10 protein-coding genes are annotated in these 17,571 nt (G+C 49.8%); 3 read left to right on the top strand and 7 right to left on the bottom strand.

Annotated elements, in window-relative coordinates; translation table 11 throughout:
• Positions 1 to 29: 29 nt before the first annotated feature.
• From N7E73_RS17090 to N7E73_RS17080, 3 genes are read right to left on the bottom strand one after another with little or no spacing between them, the layout of a single operon-like run.
• Positions 30 to 1,880: an SLC13 family permease gene (locus N7E73_RS17090; RefSeq protein WP_432736134.1), complete on the bottom strand. Its 1,851-nt coding sequence runs from the start codon at positions 1,878 to 1,880 to the stop codon at positions 30 to 32.
• Positions 1,881 to 1,912: 32 nt separating this feature from the next.
• Positions 1,913 to 2,812: a response regulator gene (locus N7E73_RS17085; RefSeq protein WP_432736133.1), complete on the bottom strand. Its 900-nt coding sequence runs from the start codon at positions 2,810 to 2,812 to the stop codon at positions 1,913 to 1,915.
• Positions 2,813 to 2,854: 42 nt separating this feature from the next.
• On the bottom strand, positions 2,855 to 3,271 hold the full coding sequence (locus N7E73_RS17080; protein WP_432736131.1) for a response regulator: 417 nt from the start codon (positions 3,269 to 3,271) through the stop codon (positions 2,855 to 2,857).
• A gap of 266 nt (positions 3,272 to 3,537) precedes the next feature.
• Here N7E73_RS17080 and N7E73_RS17075 point away from each other — a divergent pair, with 266 nt between their 5' ends.
• Complete coding sequence (locus tag N7E73_RS17075; protein WP_432736130.1) at positions 3,538 to 6,567, top strand: hypothetical protein; 3,030 nt, start codon at positions 3,538 to 3,540, stop codon at positions 6,565 to 6,567.
• 162 nt (positions 6,568 to 6,729) lie between these two features.
• On the opposite strand, the gene N7E73_RS17070 is transcribed toward N7E73_RS17075, so the two are convergent.
• Positions 6,730 to 8,292 carry a sensor histidine kinase gene (locus N7E73_RS17070; protein WP_432736129.1) on the bottom strand — a complete coding sequence of 521 codons (1,563 nt, stop codon included), beginning with the start codon at positions 8,290 to 8,292 and terminating at the stop codon, positions 6,730 to 6,732.
• Between the two features lie 324 nt (positions 8,293 to 8,616).
• Between N7E73_RS17070 and N7E73_RS17065 the strand changes: the two genes are divergently transcribed.
• Both N7E73_RS17065 and N7E73_RS17060 read left to right on the top strand, forming a co-directional pair.
• Positions 8,617 to 11,121 carry a sigma 54-interacting transcriptional regulator gene (locus tag N7E73_RS17065; RefSeq protein ID WP_432736128.1) on the top strand — a complete coding sequence of 835 codons (2,505 nt, stop codon included), beginning with the start codon at positions 8,617 to 8,619 and terminating at the stop codon, positions 11,119 to 11,121.
• 224 nt (positions 11,122 to 11,345) lie between these two features.
• Positions 11,346 to 11,954, top strand: a complete 609-nt coding sequence (locus tag N7E73_RS17060; protein WP_432736127.1) for a hypothetical protein — start codon at positions 11,346 to 11,348, stop codon at positions 11,952 to 11,954.
• A 128-nt stretch (positions 11,955 to 12,082) separates the two neighbouring features.
• Here N7E73_RS17060 and fliD read toward each other — a convergent pair whose 3' ends face one another.
• From fliD to flgK, 3 genes are read right to left on the bottom strand one after another with little or no spacing between them, the layout of a single operon-like run.
• Positions 12,083 to 13,819, bottom strand: coding sequence for a flagellar filament capping protein FliD (fliD, locus tag N7E73_RS17055; protein WP_432736126.1), 1,737 nt, complete (start codon positions 13,817 to 13,819; stop codon positions 12,083 to 12,085).
• Positions 13,820 to 13,831: 12 nt separating this feature from the next.
• Entirely contained in the window at positions 13,832 to 15,325 is a 1,494-nt protein-coding gene (gene flgL, locus N7E73_RS17050) for a flagellar hook-associated protein FlgL (protein ID WP_432736125.1), read from the bottom strand.
• A gap of 9 nt (positions 15,326 to 15,334) precedes the next feature.
• Positions 15,335 to 17,422, bottom strand: a complete 2,088-nt coding sequence (gene flgK / locus N7E73_RS17045; RefSeq protein WP_432736124.1) for a flagellar hook-associated protein FlgK — start codon at positions 17,420 to 17,422, stop codon at positions 15,335 to 15,337.
• Between the last annotated feature and the right edge of the window lie 149 nt (positions 17,423 to 17,571).

Below are 17,571 nucleotides of genomic sequence, written 5' to 3'. Positions count from 1 at the left end.
GCCGAAGCCGGCCGCAGGTTGCAGCGGTGTTAGAATGCCGGCAGGTTGCCGAAACCTATTCCGGACCAGTAAACCGCTGTGATCAGGATGATGAGAATGTTGGCAATGAACCACATTGGAATTCCGACCCGCAGATAGTCCTTGGGCTCCAGGTAACCGGAAGCATAGACAATCGCGTTGGGGGGAGTTCCGATAATAAGGCAGTAGGCAAAGGAGGATGCCACTGCGGTAGCCATGGCCATGAACGGCAGGAAGGTTGTTCCCGGGTGCACAATACTGGCCATGTTCAGAGTGATGGGACCTACGGCAGCGGCGGCGGGGCCGTCAGCCATAAGGTTGGTAAGTACAGCAGTGAGACCGTTCGAGGTCAGCATGAGGGGCAGGCCCTTGCTCATGCCGAAGGGAGCAAGCATGTCGATGCAGGACTGGGCCAGCCAGTAAGCGGCACCGGTCTGGTCGAGAGTGCGGCCGAAGATGATTGCACCGGCGTAGAGCCATACAACACCCCAGTCGACCTTTTCCTGATAGTCACGCCAGTTGACTACACCGGCCAGCAGGTACGCAACAGCACCGGCAACCGCGATTACACCGATTCCGAGACGGACAGGATAGATACCGATGTTGTAGAAGGCTTTTTCAGTAAACCATCCGAAAACCATCACCACGAAGATGACCATTGCCCAGATCTGGCTTCTGTTCCACTTGCCCATCTTGTTGATTTCGTTTTCAAGATGGCGCATGGCCGGAGCAAGAGAGGTGATCCTCGGCTTGAAGAGCATGTTGCTCGCAACCCAGGTAATGGGGATCATGACGATGACAAAGGGCATGCAGTACATCATCCACTGGGCATAGCCGATGTCCATTCCGAACATATCGGTGAGGTAGGTCATCATGATAACGTTGCGGGCACCACCGGAGGGAGCACCGGGGCCGCCGATGTTACAGGCCATGGCAATGGTGATCATGAGCATTTTTGCCAGTTCCTTATCCTCGGGGATCTCATCGGTAAGGCTGTTCTGGTAAAGCAGCATACCGATGGGCAGGAACATGGCAGCAAGGGCGTGGTCGGAAATAAAGGCAGCAAGGGGACTGATGACCACGAAGAATATCAGGGTGATCCAGCGGACATTGGGAACCGCGAGCTTCTTGAACATGAGCATGCATACGCGCTTGTCCACGCCGGTCTTTACGAAAGCAGCTGCGAACATGAGCGAACCCATGATAAACCAGACCGCGTCATCCCAATACAGCCCCGCCACCTGTGATCTGCTGATAACACCGGTAAATACAAGGATAAGACCGATACAGAATGCTACGCCGGGAAGCGGCATACACTCGGTCATGAAGCAGAAGACAACAAAGACAACCATTGCAATGGCAACCTTGATGTTCCATGCTCCCTTATCCGCGGTTTTCTTGTCCTTCTTGGACAGATCGGAATACTCAAGACCCTTTACGCGCAAGTTGTACGCGCCCTTCATAATCTCAAGAAACCTGTCCTCAGGGACGTTCTTTTCAATATAGTTACGAGCCTTATCCAGGTTGGAAGATGCGACAGGGATCTTGTACTTCTTCACCCATTTTTCATCACGTGCCATGAAGCGCGTCTTGCTCAGCGCACCCATCCGCATGTTCTGTTCCATCATCTGGGCTGTAAGTACCTGCCATTGCTCAATGTCGGCACTTCCCTTGTTGAAAAGCTGTTCACTTATATAGTTGGTTACCACCTTGGGGCCCACTGAGAACTGCATTCCGACCTGTTTCATACCCTGTGAGGTAGGCAGCATGAGAATCACAAGGAAAAGAATCACCGGAATAATCAGCAGCTTCCAGTTGACGAACTTATCGTAGCCGGTTGCTTTTTTCTTTGAGTTGGACATATAATTACCTCGGTATAGCTAATCTGCTGTATTTATCTGGACGAAATAATTCGAGCTATTTCGTAAAAGAGTTCCTGTTCCCTGACGATCCCGACGTCCCTACCGTTTTCTTGAACGATTATGCGTCTCTTTCCGGTGGTGACCAGGGCATTGGCCGCCTCCATGAGATTCGCTGAGGATTCGATGGTCAGGAACTCTCCAGACAGCAGAGATCGTACTTTCTTGCCGCCAAGCTTCTCGGCAAGAGAAGTGAACTGCCCCTCCCAAAACATGGCCGAATACTGAAGACTGTCGGCCGTTGAAGGCTTGGGGGCTGAAAGATACTCCGGGAGCACGGCATAGAGGAGGTCGCGCGGACTGAGAATCCCGGCGGTACTTCCATCCGCATTTCTGGCAATCACTGATCTGTGGCCGGATTTCATGATCCTGTTGGTTGCTATCAGGCCGCGCATTGACTCTTCAAGAGCGGCAATGGCTTCACCGACAGTGCTGTCCGCATCTATTTCGGTATACTCCCCAAGTGGAATCATCACGTTCCCGACCAGCTTTTCAGACTGCTTCTGCTTAGAGGTGCTGTGGTAGGCTTCATTGATCTTGGCAGCCAGGATGTCGATATCGCAGGGCTTGGCAAGATAATCGAACGCTCCCGAAGAATAAGCCTTCCTGGCACCTGACACATCTCCATGACCGGTAAGCATTATCACCGGCAGGTCAGGTTTCTCTTCTTTGATTCTTCCGAGGGTTTCATGTCCGTCCATGCCCCCCATTCTCACGTCAAGGATGACAACATCCGGCGACATGGAAAGGTGCTCCAAAGCCTCTTCCCCGCTGCCCGCAAGTATTGTTTCAAACCCCTTGCGTGAAAGTATTTTTGCGGTCGTCTCACGAAAGCGCTCCTCATCGTCAACCATGAGGACTTTTATGGTACTCATTATGTAACCTCCTTGAATTTCATTAATTACCGGAAGGAAGACTTAGGATGAGCCTTCCTTCCGGGCCGATAATAATCTTTGCTTTTGTCGATATATCTTTGCTGAAGCCTCCTCCACGTTTTCAAGCAGCTCCTTCATACTCACCGGTTTGATCAAGAAATCGAATGCACCCAATTTCAAGCCTTCCACCGCCGCCTCCATGGAGGCGTGCCCTGTGAGGATAATGACTTCCACAAAAGGGAACTTCTTTTTGATTCGCTGCAAGGTTTCGATGCCGTCCATGCCCGGCATTTTGATGTCAAGAAAGACAACGTGGATCTCCTCCTGCTCAAGCAGTTCAAGAGCCTTTTTCCCGGAAGTGCAGGTAAAAACGTCAAACCCCAACTTCTCGAAAAGCTTTTTGGTTGTGCTGAGCAGACGGTCCTCGTCGTCCACAAGCATGATTCTTGTGTTCCTCATGTCGAATTCATCCTTTTAAATTGATTACGGTAGCACAGGGCAAATCAATGAAACCGACCGTCTTATGCAGCAGCCGTGCCATTAAATAAGACATTGTTTTATAAACATAAAATTACGCAAAACAATATCGCAAAACACTGAAGAGCACAGTCAATCGGGCAAAAAAACAAGAAAGGAGAAACATTAAAAAGCGGGCAGATTGAGACAGAGAGAAATGGCACCGTAAGTGCAACCCTCAGTATCTTAATGATACGACAGGAGTGATTATGCGGAACTACGACTTCATTTACTTTGATCGGAATGACTACAGGCTGGTTGAACTTTTCAACGATATAATTTCCCGCAAGAAAGACCGGGCCAGATTCAAATCCCTGCTCAGTCCCTACCTTAAACCGCATGGGATAAAGGAACTTGCTGCGCCCTACGGCATAAGGATCGCCTATGCCGCACTGAATCTTCTGGAATCTCTTGAATCGGAAAAGGTGGAGGAAAGACTGCGCGCCCTATCCGCGCTCAGAAACGAGGTTCTTGCAACCTCCAAAACCAATATGCGCAATAACCGGGCAAGGGTTCTCATCCAGATCGCAAAGGAGATCATCAGATCAGGCAATGACGAACTCAGGCAGCTCAAACTCGCGCATGACTTTCGCTGCGTATCCTTCGGCAAAAGCAGCTTTATCCGCGAACAGCTCAAAAAATACCATCTGCTCGAAATGCCGGAGGAATGGAACCAACTGACCTTTGACGACAGAGTACATGATGCCAACAGCAAAGGCAGGAAATCCGCATCACATCTGATCATGGATGCATGGATAAAGGGAATTCGCAGGCTGCGGGTTGTATATTACGACTACCTGATCCCTGAAGTTGCCACCGAGCTGTATTCGGCCGCACAGATTCTGGATATAAACATTGAATTCGGAATCGAATTCAGGGCATTGGCAGGGAATCGCTTTGTAAAACTGGTCTGGACCCCCAAGAACATCCTGGACCAAAGGGATATTGCAGGATTTTTCGGAAGGCCGGAAGTTCAGGAAATAATGAACTCAGGAAGACAGATTCAGTATGTACGTGCTGAATATATCAGGAGTGCAGCCAATGAATTCAACTTAATACACCGCCAGTCCATAAAAAGAGAAATAGGAGTTGATCTGCCTGAAATAGATTACGCCACGTTCCTCTCCAGCATCAAATCCATAGCCCCGACCCTGACCCACCTTGGCAAATTCATCCATGAACACTCTCTGCCGCATTTCAAAAGGCGGGTTGACGAACTTGGCGGAGCATACAATTACGCTTCGGCCGAAGAGCAAAACCGCATCGAAAAGCAGGTGGACTCCATCAACCTGCTTGATCCGGATACCATTGCCGCCCGCTATCTTGCCCCGCAGGCGAACCCGGGGATACCAGACCCGGACAACCCGTCTTTTACCGGAAATCTGCCTGAATTCATGCGCCTTGCCCCCGCTGAAATGACAGAAAGACTGGTCAAGGCCTGCCCTTCCAGCAGAATAACGCTTATACTTGAAAACATGGAACTCGAAGACGCGGTGGAGATCGTTTACGACTGTTGCGGACGCATTACCCACTTTGAACTGATAAACCTTAAAAACATGACTGAGTCACATCTGCTGGGCCGCGTTCCATTCAACAAACTTCAACAGGCCCTGAACACAGGTAATTCAATCGTGCTTAAAAGAATCGTCCGAAACTGCGTGGAAAAACTTCGCCGGGACAAGGACAGGAACGCAGAGCAGTTGGATAAGCTGCTGCACATACAGCAAAACATCGATGTGCTGAAAAATGTATATAAACACCGCAAAATAAGAACTCGAATCGGCAGCGGGTCTACCGGAGGCTCTTTGCGGGCAATAGGAATGGGATTCGCCGTAACTGAAACCCTACCGCCGGGAGCGCGCAAGGAAATAATGGATAACCCGGACAGGAAATGCCTTCCTGTCTCAGCCAATATATCAAAAACACTAAAATATACCGCGCAAAACAGCACAATCCTATCTGCTTGTCCATTTCAGGATAAAGTAAAAAGGTTACTGCCCTTACGCGAAATCCTGAATCCGAAAGAGAAAAAATGGGAAATTGAAAACTATTGTTTTGATTCAGTACGGTGCGGCAATATTACCCCGCTGGGAGGCACATCCGGTAACGGCGGGAACAACCTTTCCTTGAGAAGAGAAAAAACAGAAGCAGTGGGAAGGCCTGACGGGCGCTACATCAACAGTACGCTTAAAAACCTGCTCAAGATAATCGCCGGATTCATTCCGGCATTCCTGACTTTCTACCTGACCAAAGACTGGTGGGTACTGTCATGGCTTGGCGGATTCATATGGTTTTCCATCACCGGAGTGCGCAACATCATCCAATCCGTACTGGGCGGAGGAGGTCTGAAAAGGTCGCCATACCTGACCTGGAATGATTTTATAAACTGGAACCGCATTTCAGATTCCCTTCTTTACACCGGATTTTCGGTTCCACTGCTCGACTGGCTGTGCAAATCAATGGTTCTGGACAATGTTTTCGGCATTAACGTAACGACTTCGCCCGGACTCCTGTACACCATCATGGCCATAACCAACGGGATCTATATCACAAGCCACAACATCCTCCGCGAACTGCCAAAGGAAGCTGCATTCGGTAATTTTTTCCGCAGTATAATCTCAATTCCCATCGCGATAGTCCTCAGTTATTCGGTTTCACTCCTGCTCTATTTATTCGGGGCACAGGAGATCGACCTTCTTCTGCAACAATGGGCAGCAGTAATTTCCAAACTGGCATCGGACTGTGCGGCAGGATTTCTGGAGGGGCTGGCAGACCGCAAAGAGAACATCACTGCAAGAGCATGGGATTATGAAGAAAAGATCCGTCAGGTACTCGAATTCTTTTCGGAAGTTGAAGTAAGGTTCCCCGATGAAGACCTTCCGGCACTGATGGAAACTCCGGACAGGTTCATTAATATCTGCCGGAACCGAAACAGCAATGACGACTCAATACTCATGGCAAACGCACTGGATCTGCTCTATCTGCGGATGTTTCAACCCAGAGCCAAGGAGGCGCTGCAGCAGGCAATTGAACGCATGTCCACAGACGAACGGGTTGTATTCCGCTGCACCCAACAGATTCTGCGAGAGAAACAGGCTGTATCCCATATTATTGTAGATGGTCTGATAGGAAACAATTTTTCCAGACCGCTTTCATTCTATCTGCACAGATATGAGGATTACCTCAAAGAACTGGACAGGCTCATCCCGCAGACAGATTTACATGGCTATGCAGCATAAACACGAAACGCATCTTCCGCCACCTGAAGAAGCAACGGAACCCATAGTAACAGTGTCCGACAAGGTTAAGCCTTGCCGGACACTGATCTTTTTACGGCTGAAGAGTTACGATAACCAGAGCAACCGGCAGACACCCACGACCGGGCATACAAACAGAAAATGCTACTTTATGCCAGGCAGAACAATACTGAACGCCGCACCCTTATGCCGCTCACTTTCCACGCTGAGCCTTCCGCCAAGCGTATCAATAATGGAGTGGCAGACCGAAAGCCCAAGCCCTGTGCCGTTACGGTTTTTCTTGGTGGAATAAAACGGAATAAAGACCCTCTCCATATCTTCGGCGTGAATTCCTATTCCGTTGTCAGCTACCTTGACGAGAGCGTTTCCATCGGCAGTAACACTGCTGGCAACCACAACTTCGCCACCTTCTGAACCATGTTCCTCAACTACGGCATGTATAGCATTGTTCAGCAGGTTTACCATGACCTGCTGTAGTAAACCCTGATCAGCCATGACTGCCGGAGTACGTTTATCCACATCAAAAATCAGCCGTATTCCCTCCAGTTCGGCCTTTTTTTCAACAAGATTTGCTACCTTGGGCAGGTATTCAACAAGATTGATCCTCTCCAGTTCCGGCTTGCGCGGCCTGCCGAAATTAAGAATTTCCCGTGTAATGCCTGCACATCGATCAATCTGTATTTTCAGCTGCCGGTTTATCTCTTCTATTTCTGAGTAGTTAGGACTTTCTCCATACTTGTCCATTTCTTCCTGCAACAGAATTTCCAGCAGGGCCAGATCACTTTTCATTATCTGAAGCGGATTGTTGATTTCATGAGCAAATCCGGCTGACATCTCTCCAAGCTCGGCAAGCTTTGCGGCCCGAATAAACTGGGCTTCAAGAGCACAAACAGTATCGGCCTGCCGTGTAAGCATATCATAAACCCGGTTACTGGCGAACACGGCCAGCAAAACAAGTACGGAACCGCCGCAGACGAGAATTGCAAGAATAAGATATAGTGCACTGCTGCTGGGACTGAAGGCCTCTGCTCTCTTCTGACGGACTATAAGCCTCCACCTGTCGCTGTTCAGGCTGGTTGAGGCAAAAATGTATTCCTCGCCATTTACCGTTCCGCTGAAGGTCATCACCCTGCCGCTCTGAGGCGGATACGAGTATCCGTCACTTTCAAAAATATCTCCGCCGCTGCGTCTGGATGTCTGCAACCGGTTGTCGCTGTTGATTATATAAGCTTCGCCTGAGTCGCCGATATTGACTTTCTCTGCCAGTCTGCGCAAAGCACCGGGCCTCAGCGTGGCCCGCAGCACCCACCTGCGGTCACCAATGGCTTTAGCAACCGAGACGTTCAAATGTGGCACCCCACGTAATCCAAGGTAGATGTCACTAACGTTGTAGCCGGTCTCAAGAGTCTTCCTGTACCATTCCGAATCCCGGTAGTTCTTGTTTTCAAGTGGAAAGTCACCAACATATGCCACCTGATTGCCGTCCTGATCAATCAGCCCGAGGTCCGAGTACATCTCCCTCCTGAAACTTCTCAGTTCCACCAGCATCATCCGCGCTTTTGCGGTGTCTTCAATGCCTTTGCCTATCAGATCCATAGACTCCATGAGATCACCCCTGCGCTCATCCAGAAAGTAGGTAACCATATCTCCGTGATCAGCGGCAGCAAGTCTGATTGCAGACAATGCCAGACGTTCAGTGGATTTCACATGAGAATAATATCCTATGCTTGCAGCCACAATTAACGGAACAAAAGGAACCACTATCATCGATAAAAGCAGCGCTCTTCTTATGCCATGATACTTGCTTGTTATTTCCACTTTGCCACCTGTTTTTTGCCTGATTTTTATTTTATATTTTAGTTTATTAAATAAGAAACACATAAACACAGCGCTCCACACGCGAATACAGGCAAAAGAAAAGCAATCCTCATGCCGAATTGTCTTGACAAGTTGAGGAGCGCAATTCTAACGCTAATAATAGACATAAGAACCTATGACCAATTCACACGAAAAACCTCAATTGGAAACACTATGAGCAAACAGGCAATATCGTTGACAGACAACAGTACCGGCTTCTCTCCTCGACAGCTCTGGAACAGGACCGGCCTGAGAGGCAAGCTGCTGCTTTCACTTCTCCCGACTGTCCTGATCATCATCCTTGTCGTAGGTGCGGCTTCTTATAAGGTTTCCAAAAACTATATAAGGATTGCTTTGGGAAGAACCGTAACCATGCAGACCCTTGCGCTTGTCCATGAAATAGAACTTTTCATGGAAAACTGTGCAACCGACCTGCGCTATTTCGCAAGCGGCATGGACACCAATGAAAGTATTGTACGGCAATTCCGCAACAGGATAACAGCCGGGGGAATTCAATATTACGAGCTGGCCTTTATCCCGGTAACCAACGGAAAACCTCAGATAATCATTAACAGGAACGGGAAGGTAACCGCGCTCGACGACGCAGCAATAGCTAGGATTCAACCCAATCCCATGCTTGAACTTGAAAAAATATCAGCATTGAAACCGGGCGAAGTTCAACCTTCATACATACGGGAAATAACTTACCCGCTGAATGGCGACCAGACCAGCAACGCCCTTACCAACGAGAAACTAATCAGGTTCTATACCAGAATATCGGGCAGCAACGGCAGCCCTGACGGGATAATGATTCTTTCAGTCAAGGCCGAGCAACTGCGGGATATCCTGACCCTTTATGATTCCTCCGGCTCACCGCTCTGGGGATTTCAGCGAAGCCGGGAACTCAGGTTCAGCTACTTCACAGATCCGCAGGGCTGGATACTGTTCCAATCCATCCCCAAAGAGGATGGTTCCAAGGAGCTGACTTCATTCCTCGCCAGACAGGGATACCGGGGAACCCTTGGCAAGGCTGAACATGAAATAGCTTTCCGCCCCAGTGAACTTCATGCGGACTACTGGGAAAGAATCAACAAAATAAAAGCCAGGGAAAAAGGACTTGAATTTCTGTTCCATGAATCCGACCAACAGTCGTCTATAATACCGACCCTTGCATACGCTCCTGTCTGCTTCAAAAGCAGCCCTGATGCAGCACCGGAAGTTTACGGAGGGATTATCTATACGGACCGCAGCGTACTGCCCAAGGTGGCGGGATACGATTTCATGAGCATCCTGCTCATCGTTTCCGGCATAGCGGTAGCGGCGACGGTTCTGGTTGTACTTTTCTTTGGCAGAGCCCTTACAAGACCCATCCGTGAGTTTGCTGCAGCTATGTCCGGACAGACATCGCTGGACCAGCTAAAAGAAGTAGATCTGCCCTATAAAGACCACGACGTTCAGGTACTCCAAACGGCATTTAACAGGATAATCAGGCACGTAAACAGCCAATATACCCAGATTCAGGCCAAGGACGAGGAGCTGGTGGCCATCAACAGCCAGGAGCGCGCTGATCTTGCAAAGGAAGCAAAAGCCCTCGCCAACCTTGAAGTGACCGTAATCCCGGAAATAATCGGGTACGGCAGCCAGGTAGAAAAACTCAAGAATGAAATCCTCAAGGCGGCCGGGGTGGATGTGGATGTACTCATATTCGGGGAAACCGGTACCGGAAAACAGCTGGTTGCCGAGGCGGTGCATAATAACAGCGCGCGCAGGGAAATGCCCTTCATCTCGATAAACTGTGGCGCACTGGATGAGAACCTGTTGCTTGACGCCCTGTTCGGTCATGTCAAAGGAGCCTTTTCCGATGCAAAAACAGACAGAAAAGGTGCATTTATAGAAGCGCACGGCGGTACACTCTTTCTCGACGAAATCCAGTCAGCATCGCTCAAGGTGCAGCAGTCACTACTGCGGGCAATTGCATCAAGAAGGATCAAACCCCTTGGAAGCGATCTGGAAACCCCTTTTGATATCAGAATTATTGTTGCAACCAACGCTGACCTGCCTACCCTCATAAAGGAAAAACAATTCCGCGAAGACTTGTACTACCGTCTTAAGGTACTCATGATTAAGACTCCTGCTCTGAGGGAGCACCCGGAAAGCATTCCGCTGCTTAGCCTTTATTACATGAAGCAGGCCGAGAATCTGACCGGCAAGGAAGAAATGTCCCTCAGCCGAGGAGCAATAACCAAACTCACAGGCTATCAGTGGCCCGGCAACGTCCGGGAACTGGTGAACAGCATAACGAGAGCGGTGGTAATGGCAAACGCCAAGGTCATTCAGGCTGCGGAAATCCGTCTTGAAGGAGAGACTGACAGCAACTTAGAGAACAATCCCCCCGTGTTTGAGGATCAGGATGAAAACCTGCAGCATTACCCGGAAGAACTGGATAATGACGAAGCGGCTTCATCGGAGGAGCAGGCCAGCCCGTTAAACGAACGGCAAATCAAAGCATGGAAGGCTATTCGCAACATGGACTCCATTACCCGCACCGAGTACCAGAAAATAGTCGGCAGCAGGCTACCATCGCGTACAGCCATATATGACCTGCAGGTACTGGTTAAGGCAGGAAAACTACGGAAGACAGGACGAGGGCCCTCGACTCGTTACATTGTAGAAAGTTAACATCGCAAGCACTGTCTGAATAGAGTCCGGCAGTGCTTAATTTTTATTAGGCAATCACGCAACAACATCTTTTGCCAGATATATCCGGACGAAAAACATCCCTAACACACAGTAATAACGTACTTTAAAACGACAAACGACCATCAAAACATTGTGGCATGGGCTATGCAATTATGGCCTCCAACACGTAAGCGTAATGCTAACTTTCAGGAGGTTTAAAAATAATGAAACTCAAGATTTCTGCCCACGGACGTTCGTGCGACCTGGCTCTCCATCCCGTATCGGAGAAGACCGCACGGACCATCGAAGAAAACGGCCCCAAAGTGTATTCCATGAAAATCATGAACTGGTGGCGTAAGGGAAAGACGACCACCTGGGGCATGAAGATCGACTCGGACTGTTCCTTAAGGGTTACACTTGACGATAAACCCGTGGACTTCGATTACAATACCATAACAAAAGCACCGGTCAAAATCAGACGCCGCATCTTCCTTGACAGCAAGGCCAAGTACCTTGCCGTTCTCGGGTTCGACAATGAAGTTTGCAAGTTCTCATGGGAATGGGACGATGTAACGGATTTCAATCCCGAAAAATTCGATTTCATGGTTCACCAGTGGGACCGGGTCATGGGGGAGGAAGACTACTTCATCCTCGACGATGCAAGGTATGACGGTAAGTTTGCCGACCGAAACGACTGGTGCGAAGCCCAGGGATTCACACTGGTGAACCCGAAAATCATCGATCTGGGGCAGGTAAGACACGAATTTGCCGAGCACGGAGAGCTGATCCACCAGGGAACCCCATTCCCGTCTCCTTCCATCAATGCCCTGTAAATGGATTGCATTGCCGTAAGCAAACTACGGTAAAATAAGATACACTTGGACCTTGGAGTCCACAACACGTTTAGAGAATTAAAGAGACAGGGTTACAGAGAACTATTTGTAACCCTGTTTATTTTTGTCTATTTACTGCTACCGTTACCAAGCTTGGCGATCTGCCCCTGAAGCATCTGCATCTTGCCACTGTAACCCGACAGAACCGCATCCAGACGGGCATACTTGGCTTTCAGTGTCTTCTCCAGATTATCAAGTCTGGTGCTTTCATAATCCAACTTTTTATCAATATTCTTTATGATTCCACGATAGTTTTCGCGGATGATATTCAAAATTCCATTCTTGGGATTGGTCATATCCTTGAGGGACTCAATCATCTCCACAGCTTTTCCGGCCTTGATCCCGGCAGTACCTGAGTAGGTCCCGTCAGTATGGTTATCTACCCGTATAGCCATACCGGATGCAGCTGTTCCTTGAGCAGTAATATCCCAGCCCGAAATTTTGGCCGGTTTCCCATTGATGGTTGCCGACGTTAACTTGCCTCCTGACACAACATAGGAAACTTCATGGCTCCCGGGCCTGGTAACGCCTTTAATCACAGACCGAATGACGAAATTGGGCGAACTTGTATCAGACACATAGTCTGCCGAGAACAGTTGGGCCACTCCGTCAGGATTTTCAGTTAGAGCCTTTTTGAATTTGTCTTCATCAAAAACCAGCAGGCCGAAGTTGGGAGAGCCTTCATCTGTTTCCGTTTTTATGCCGACGGTTGAAAGAGTATTGAATTTATCCCCTTCACCGGTTGATGAATCATAGGACGCAAATCCCTTGCCGAGCGTTGCCGTAACGTCCTTGAATTTCTGTGATGCCAACTGTACACCATAGTTACCGCTCAAGACCGAAGCCGTTTTTGTCTCCTTATTGTACTTTGACATTTCCTTCAGGGAGTTGCGAACAACGTTGACCTGTTCCACGAACTTTCTGGCATTCTCGATCATCATCTCCGTATCCGTGGTTACGTTTACCACCACGGTCCCCGGAGATGTTGCCTTCCTGAGGTTCAGGGTCAGCCCTTTTGAGCCGTCGGTAATGGTATTGGTATCACGTTCGATCCAATTGTCGGCCCCGTCCGGGAAGCCGTCAATCTTGATCCTCGAATTACAGCCCTGCTGGAGATTTTTCATGGATGCCGGAGCAAGAGCCGCCAGCGTTGTCTCAGGATTGAATGTAATGCGGTTGGCCTCGCCCATCTTGAGGCTGCTGAATTTCAGCCGATATTCATTTCCGGTTTTGATGGCTTCAATCTGAACGCAATCCTTCAGTTCTGTGGTCGCATTAAGCATTTTGACCAAGCCTTCAACCGTGGTTCCGCCCGGAACGTCAATTTTCGCAGTCTTCCCTCCGCAACTGATGCTTATTTTGGAATCCGTGGCAGACACCACATCCTTAACTGACGAAAACCCCGTTGTGGATGTCCAGATGTCATTTCGCGCAAGCTGATTTATCTCAACATTGTAAGGAGATGTTGGCGCGGTGCTGTCAGCGAGTGCTGTAAGCTTGTCTGAATCAGACGAAGACACTTTACGCCCCATGAACTCGCCAATGGAATCCAGCTGCTCAAGGGCAGTGGCAAGCGTTGTCATCTGCGTGTTAAGCTCTTTGAGTGACTTCTCCTTTTCAACCCACTCGGCCTTCCAGCTTTCAAGCCTCCTTTTGTGATACCCCTGCTGTTTGATGGTGTTCTCTACAATCTGCCCGAAATCAGTACCGTTACCCAGCTTCTCGAACTTGGTTTTGCCGGACCAGTAGCTTGACTTAGTGCCGGCTGCAGAAACCTTTGATCCTACTCCAGTGACGTCTGCCATATATTTCCTCCGCTACATGAAGTTCAGAATTGACATCTCGGTTACCATCCTGGAACTGCGGGCCACGGACTCATAAATCAACTTGCATTTATTCAATTCATTAAGCAGCTCTCCGATGTCCGCATCCTCAAGGCTGCTCATCAGCACCGTGTTGTTGTCTTTACGCACCTCGGCCAGCTGTTTGGCTCCAGCGGCCCTGTTCATACGCGCACCGACCTCCGCTGCTTTCATCTCCACATGTTCATGAACGCTCTTCAGTTTCTCCACGCAGTTGCCTATTCCGGACAGATCATTGGTTTCAACGTATCCAATCAGCTTCCCAAGTGTTTCAAAAAGATTTCGCTCATCATCTTCCGGTGAAGGCGTGGAGTTCTGCTGACCGGGCTTTTGATATACTCCGCCTAGAATATCCTTACCTACATGATTGACGCGGATAGACTGGTTCCGGGAAATATCAAGCCTCAGGTCTGCGGTGTTGGGACGGATAACAAACTGTTCTCCTTTGAGAAATGTGGCTCCGGTTCCGCTGGAAAGGGTCAGGCTTCCTCCGGGAACTTCTAACCGCGAATCTGCGGAAACATTCGAATGAACCCAGGTTGCCCCATTGTCGAGGCTGTAGGAATAGGTGAAGGGCGGAGAGTTGACGTTCCCGTCTTTATCGATCTGGATAAGTATATCTTTGACGAACTGCCCGTCCGCTTTTGCGTTAAGACCGTTGGCCCCGTACTTGACGACATTCAGGTCATCGTTGTCGTCACCTCGGTATTCAAGGGCAGGACGGACAATAAACCGCGTTCCGCCGCCCGTGTCAGCATACTCTTTAACTGCGATGCTGTTTTTCAGCTCCATGGTTGCCGGGCCGAGGTCCAGCTCGGTATCCCCGGGATTGAGTGTTCCGTTCTGCCATGTCTTGCCTCCATCAGAGCTGTATTTGTAGGTCAGCGTGTCGGTTCCGACAGTTCCGGAAGAGGTGAACCGCACATCAATTGAAACTTCCGAAGCCCCTTTGATGGCAACTACGCTTCCGGCCGGAAGAGAAGGATCGGTAGTCGTAGCACCGAGTACTTCCTCGTACGCATTGGAATCCAGTTTGTGCCCGGCAAAAATCGATTTACCACCGAACTCGCTGTTGGATTTGTTAAGCAGGTTTGCCATTACCCCGCGCAGGTTTTTCCCGATTGCGCGGCGCTGATCAAGAGTAAGAGTTCCGGTTGCAGCCTGCTCGGCCAGACTTTTAATACGACCAATGTCGGTACTGACCTGTTGCAGCACACCGTCAGCCAGAGAAAGCCAACTGCTGGCGGTATCGATATTTTTGATGAACTGGCCGGTCTCCAACCCGAATGAGCGGCAGTTGATAATTCCGCCCATGGCGGCAGGGTCATCTGACGGAAGTAGAACCCTCTTGTGGGAAGAATTGCGATTCGAGGCCTCGGCAAGGTTACTCATTGCCGAACTGAGATTGTTGAACGACATATTGAAGAGCTGGTTGGTTGAGATCCTCATTCCGACCTCCTAATTCTTGAGCGAAAGAAGCACGTCGAACATATCGTTGGCAGTCGTGATCAGCTTTGCAGCCGATTTGTAGGACTGCTGGTAACGCATAAGCTGATCCATCTCTTCATCAATGTTGACACCGCCGATTGATTCCTGCTTATCCACCAGCCCGCTGAGAACCGCCTGGGAGATGGACATGCTGGCCTTGGCGTCTGCTGCATCGGACCCTACGGTAGAAACCAACGATGAATAATAATCGTTGAAGCCGGTTTCAGTAACGGATCCTCCGGATTCAAAGGATACGTTTTTCTTTCCTGCCAGTTCAGCCACTGCTCTGGCTGTGGAGTTATCTCCTTTGTTCACTTCTCCGGCACCGTTCACATGAGCGGCCGCAACTTTCGAAGGATCGGCACTAATGGTTGAATTTACCTGTAATGAAGCTGCATCCTGTCCGGAAAAAAAGGAATTAAGCCCCAAACCGGCAAGTATTCCGGTGGAATCGTTTGAAAATTGAAACGTATAGTTGCCTTCAGCCTTGATCGAAAGTTTACCGTTCGTAATAACAGCCTGTGCTTTACCGGTGAAACTGGCATTAATGGCATCACGCACATTTTCGAGCGAATGAATGGATGGATCGAAATTCTTCTGCCCCGGAGGAATTGAGGAAAAATCAAGTGCCGCGACTGAATCATTTTTTCCAGTGCTGGCGTTGTAAAAAGCCATGCTGAGGCTTCCGGAAGAGAGTTTGGAAGCAAACGGCAGATCACTCTGGTTTAAAGGGACCGACGAATCGCGAACCCCATAGGTTCCCATGCTGTTACTGAGATTATCCAGCCCCGCTCCCTGTGAATGAGCACGGTTCACCTCCCAGGCAATTGATTTGGCAAATGCGTTCAGCTTCTGGATATAATTACCGATCTTTTCATCTCGGGCCCTAAGCAGCCCGGCAATGGATCCCCCGCTCAAACGGCGTTCAGAGTCATTGCCGGCCAATGGGCTGATGGATTCCGAGGTCGAGCTGTTCTTGTACCAGCGCACTTCCGTCTTCGGAGTGAGTGAGAATCTGTCCCCGGCTTTCAGAGTAGTTGTTGCAGGCGAAGAGCTGCTCCCCTGCTTACCGAACCAGAAGCTTACTCCGTCGATGGAAACGGCATCATCCTGACCTCCGGCATTGAATATCCTGTCACTGCCGTCGGAATTGGTAAGCCATGTCCGGCCTCCGTCCTTGGAAACCTTGAACTGCGCTGACGGCGCTACACCTGAACAATTGCCATCCTTTACCACCTGAATGGTCAACTCATCGCCGCTCTGGCCGCTGAAATGAATTTCGTCATCAAACGCGGAGCCCGGTATAAGCGATTGGCGGACCCCGCCGTTCTCATATTTCAGTTCAAAGGCTTTGCCTCCCTCGACCAGCTTCTGTCCCTCTCCGAGAGAAACAGTCACCTGACCGGAGGACTCGTGGGTAACGCTTATGTCCACAAAAGTGGAAAGGCCGCGCAGGACCACATCTCTACGATCAAGCAGCGTGTTATCCTCAGGATTGGCGATAATACGCTTATTAAGCTCCGCAAGTTCCTTGATCGCGTCGTTGGCCTTGCCGACTTCCTGCTGAACATGGGTGGAAATCAGCTCCTGCTGTCGGCGCAGGTCCTCCATGGTGGAGCTGATCTGCGAAGCAAATTTCTGAGCAGCACCGACCAGAGCAACCCGCCGTGCTCCAAGCTGAGGACCGTTGGCCAGAGACTGCCAGGCCGCCCACATGTCGGACATGGATTTGCTGATCCCGGCATCCTTGGTTTCCACAAAGAATTTCTCAACCATGGACAGGTTGCCGGACTCGGCACTCCAGCGTGCGAAGTCCGGAGACTTATCCAAAACACCCTTCTCAATGTATTCACTGAGACTGCGGCGTATATCCTGAATGGAAGCTCCTGTTCCCACAGCCCATTTTCCGGAATATACAGGACTGTTCTCAACCTGGGACAGGGTCCGTCGTCTGTAGCCGGGAGTCTTGAGATTGGCCACGTTATCGCCATGAACAGAAAGCCCCATCTGGGCATTCTGCATGGCCCCGCGCCCTATGGAAAATAAATTGCCAAGCATTTCACGTTCTCCATTTTCTGCCTCCGGCGGCCCCAGGGTAAATCCTGAGAGGATCAGCCCTGACTTAGCGTGTCGGAAGATAAAGCGGGCTGCATCCAGTTCAGCTTTTCCTGCTCAACATGCCCCGGTAAGGCCGCCGGAACCAGACA

The sequence above is a fragment of the Maridesulfovibrio sp. FT414 genome (genome assembly GCF_050916235.1).
Classification (GTDB): domain Bacteria; phylum Desulfobacterota; class Desulfovibrionia; order Desulfovibrionales; family Desulfovibrionaceae; genus Maridesulfovibrio.
The sequence above is the reverse complement of the archived record's forward strand: the minus strand, read 5'-3'. Positions and strand labels throughout refer to the sequence as shown.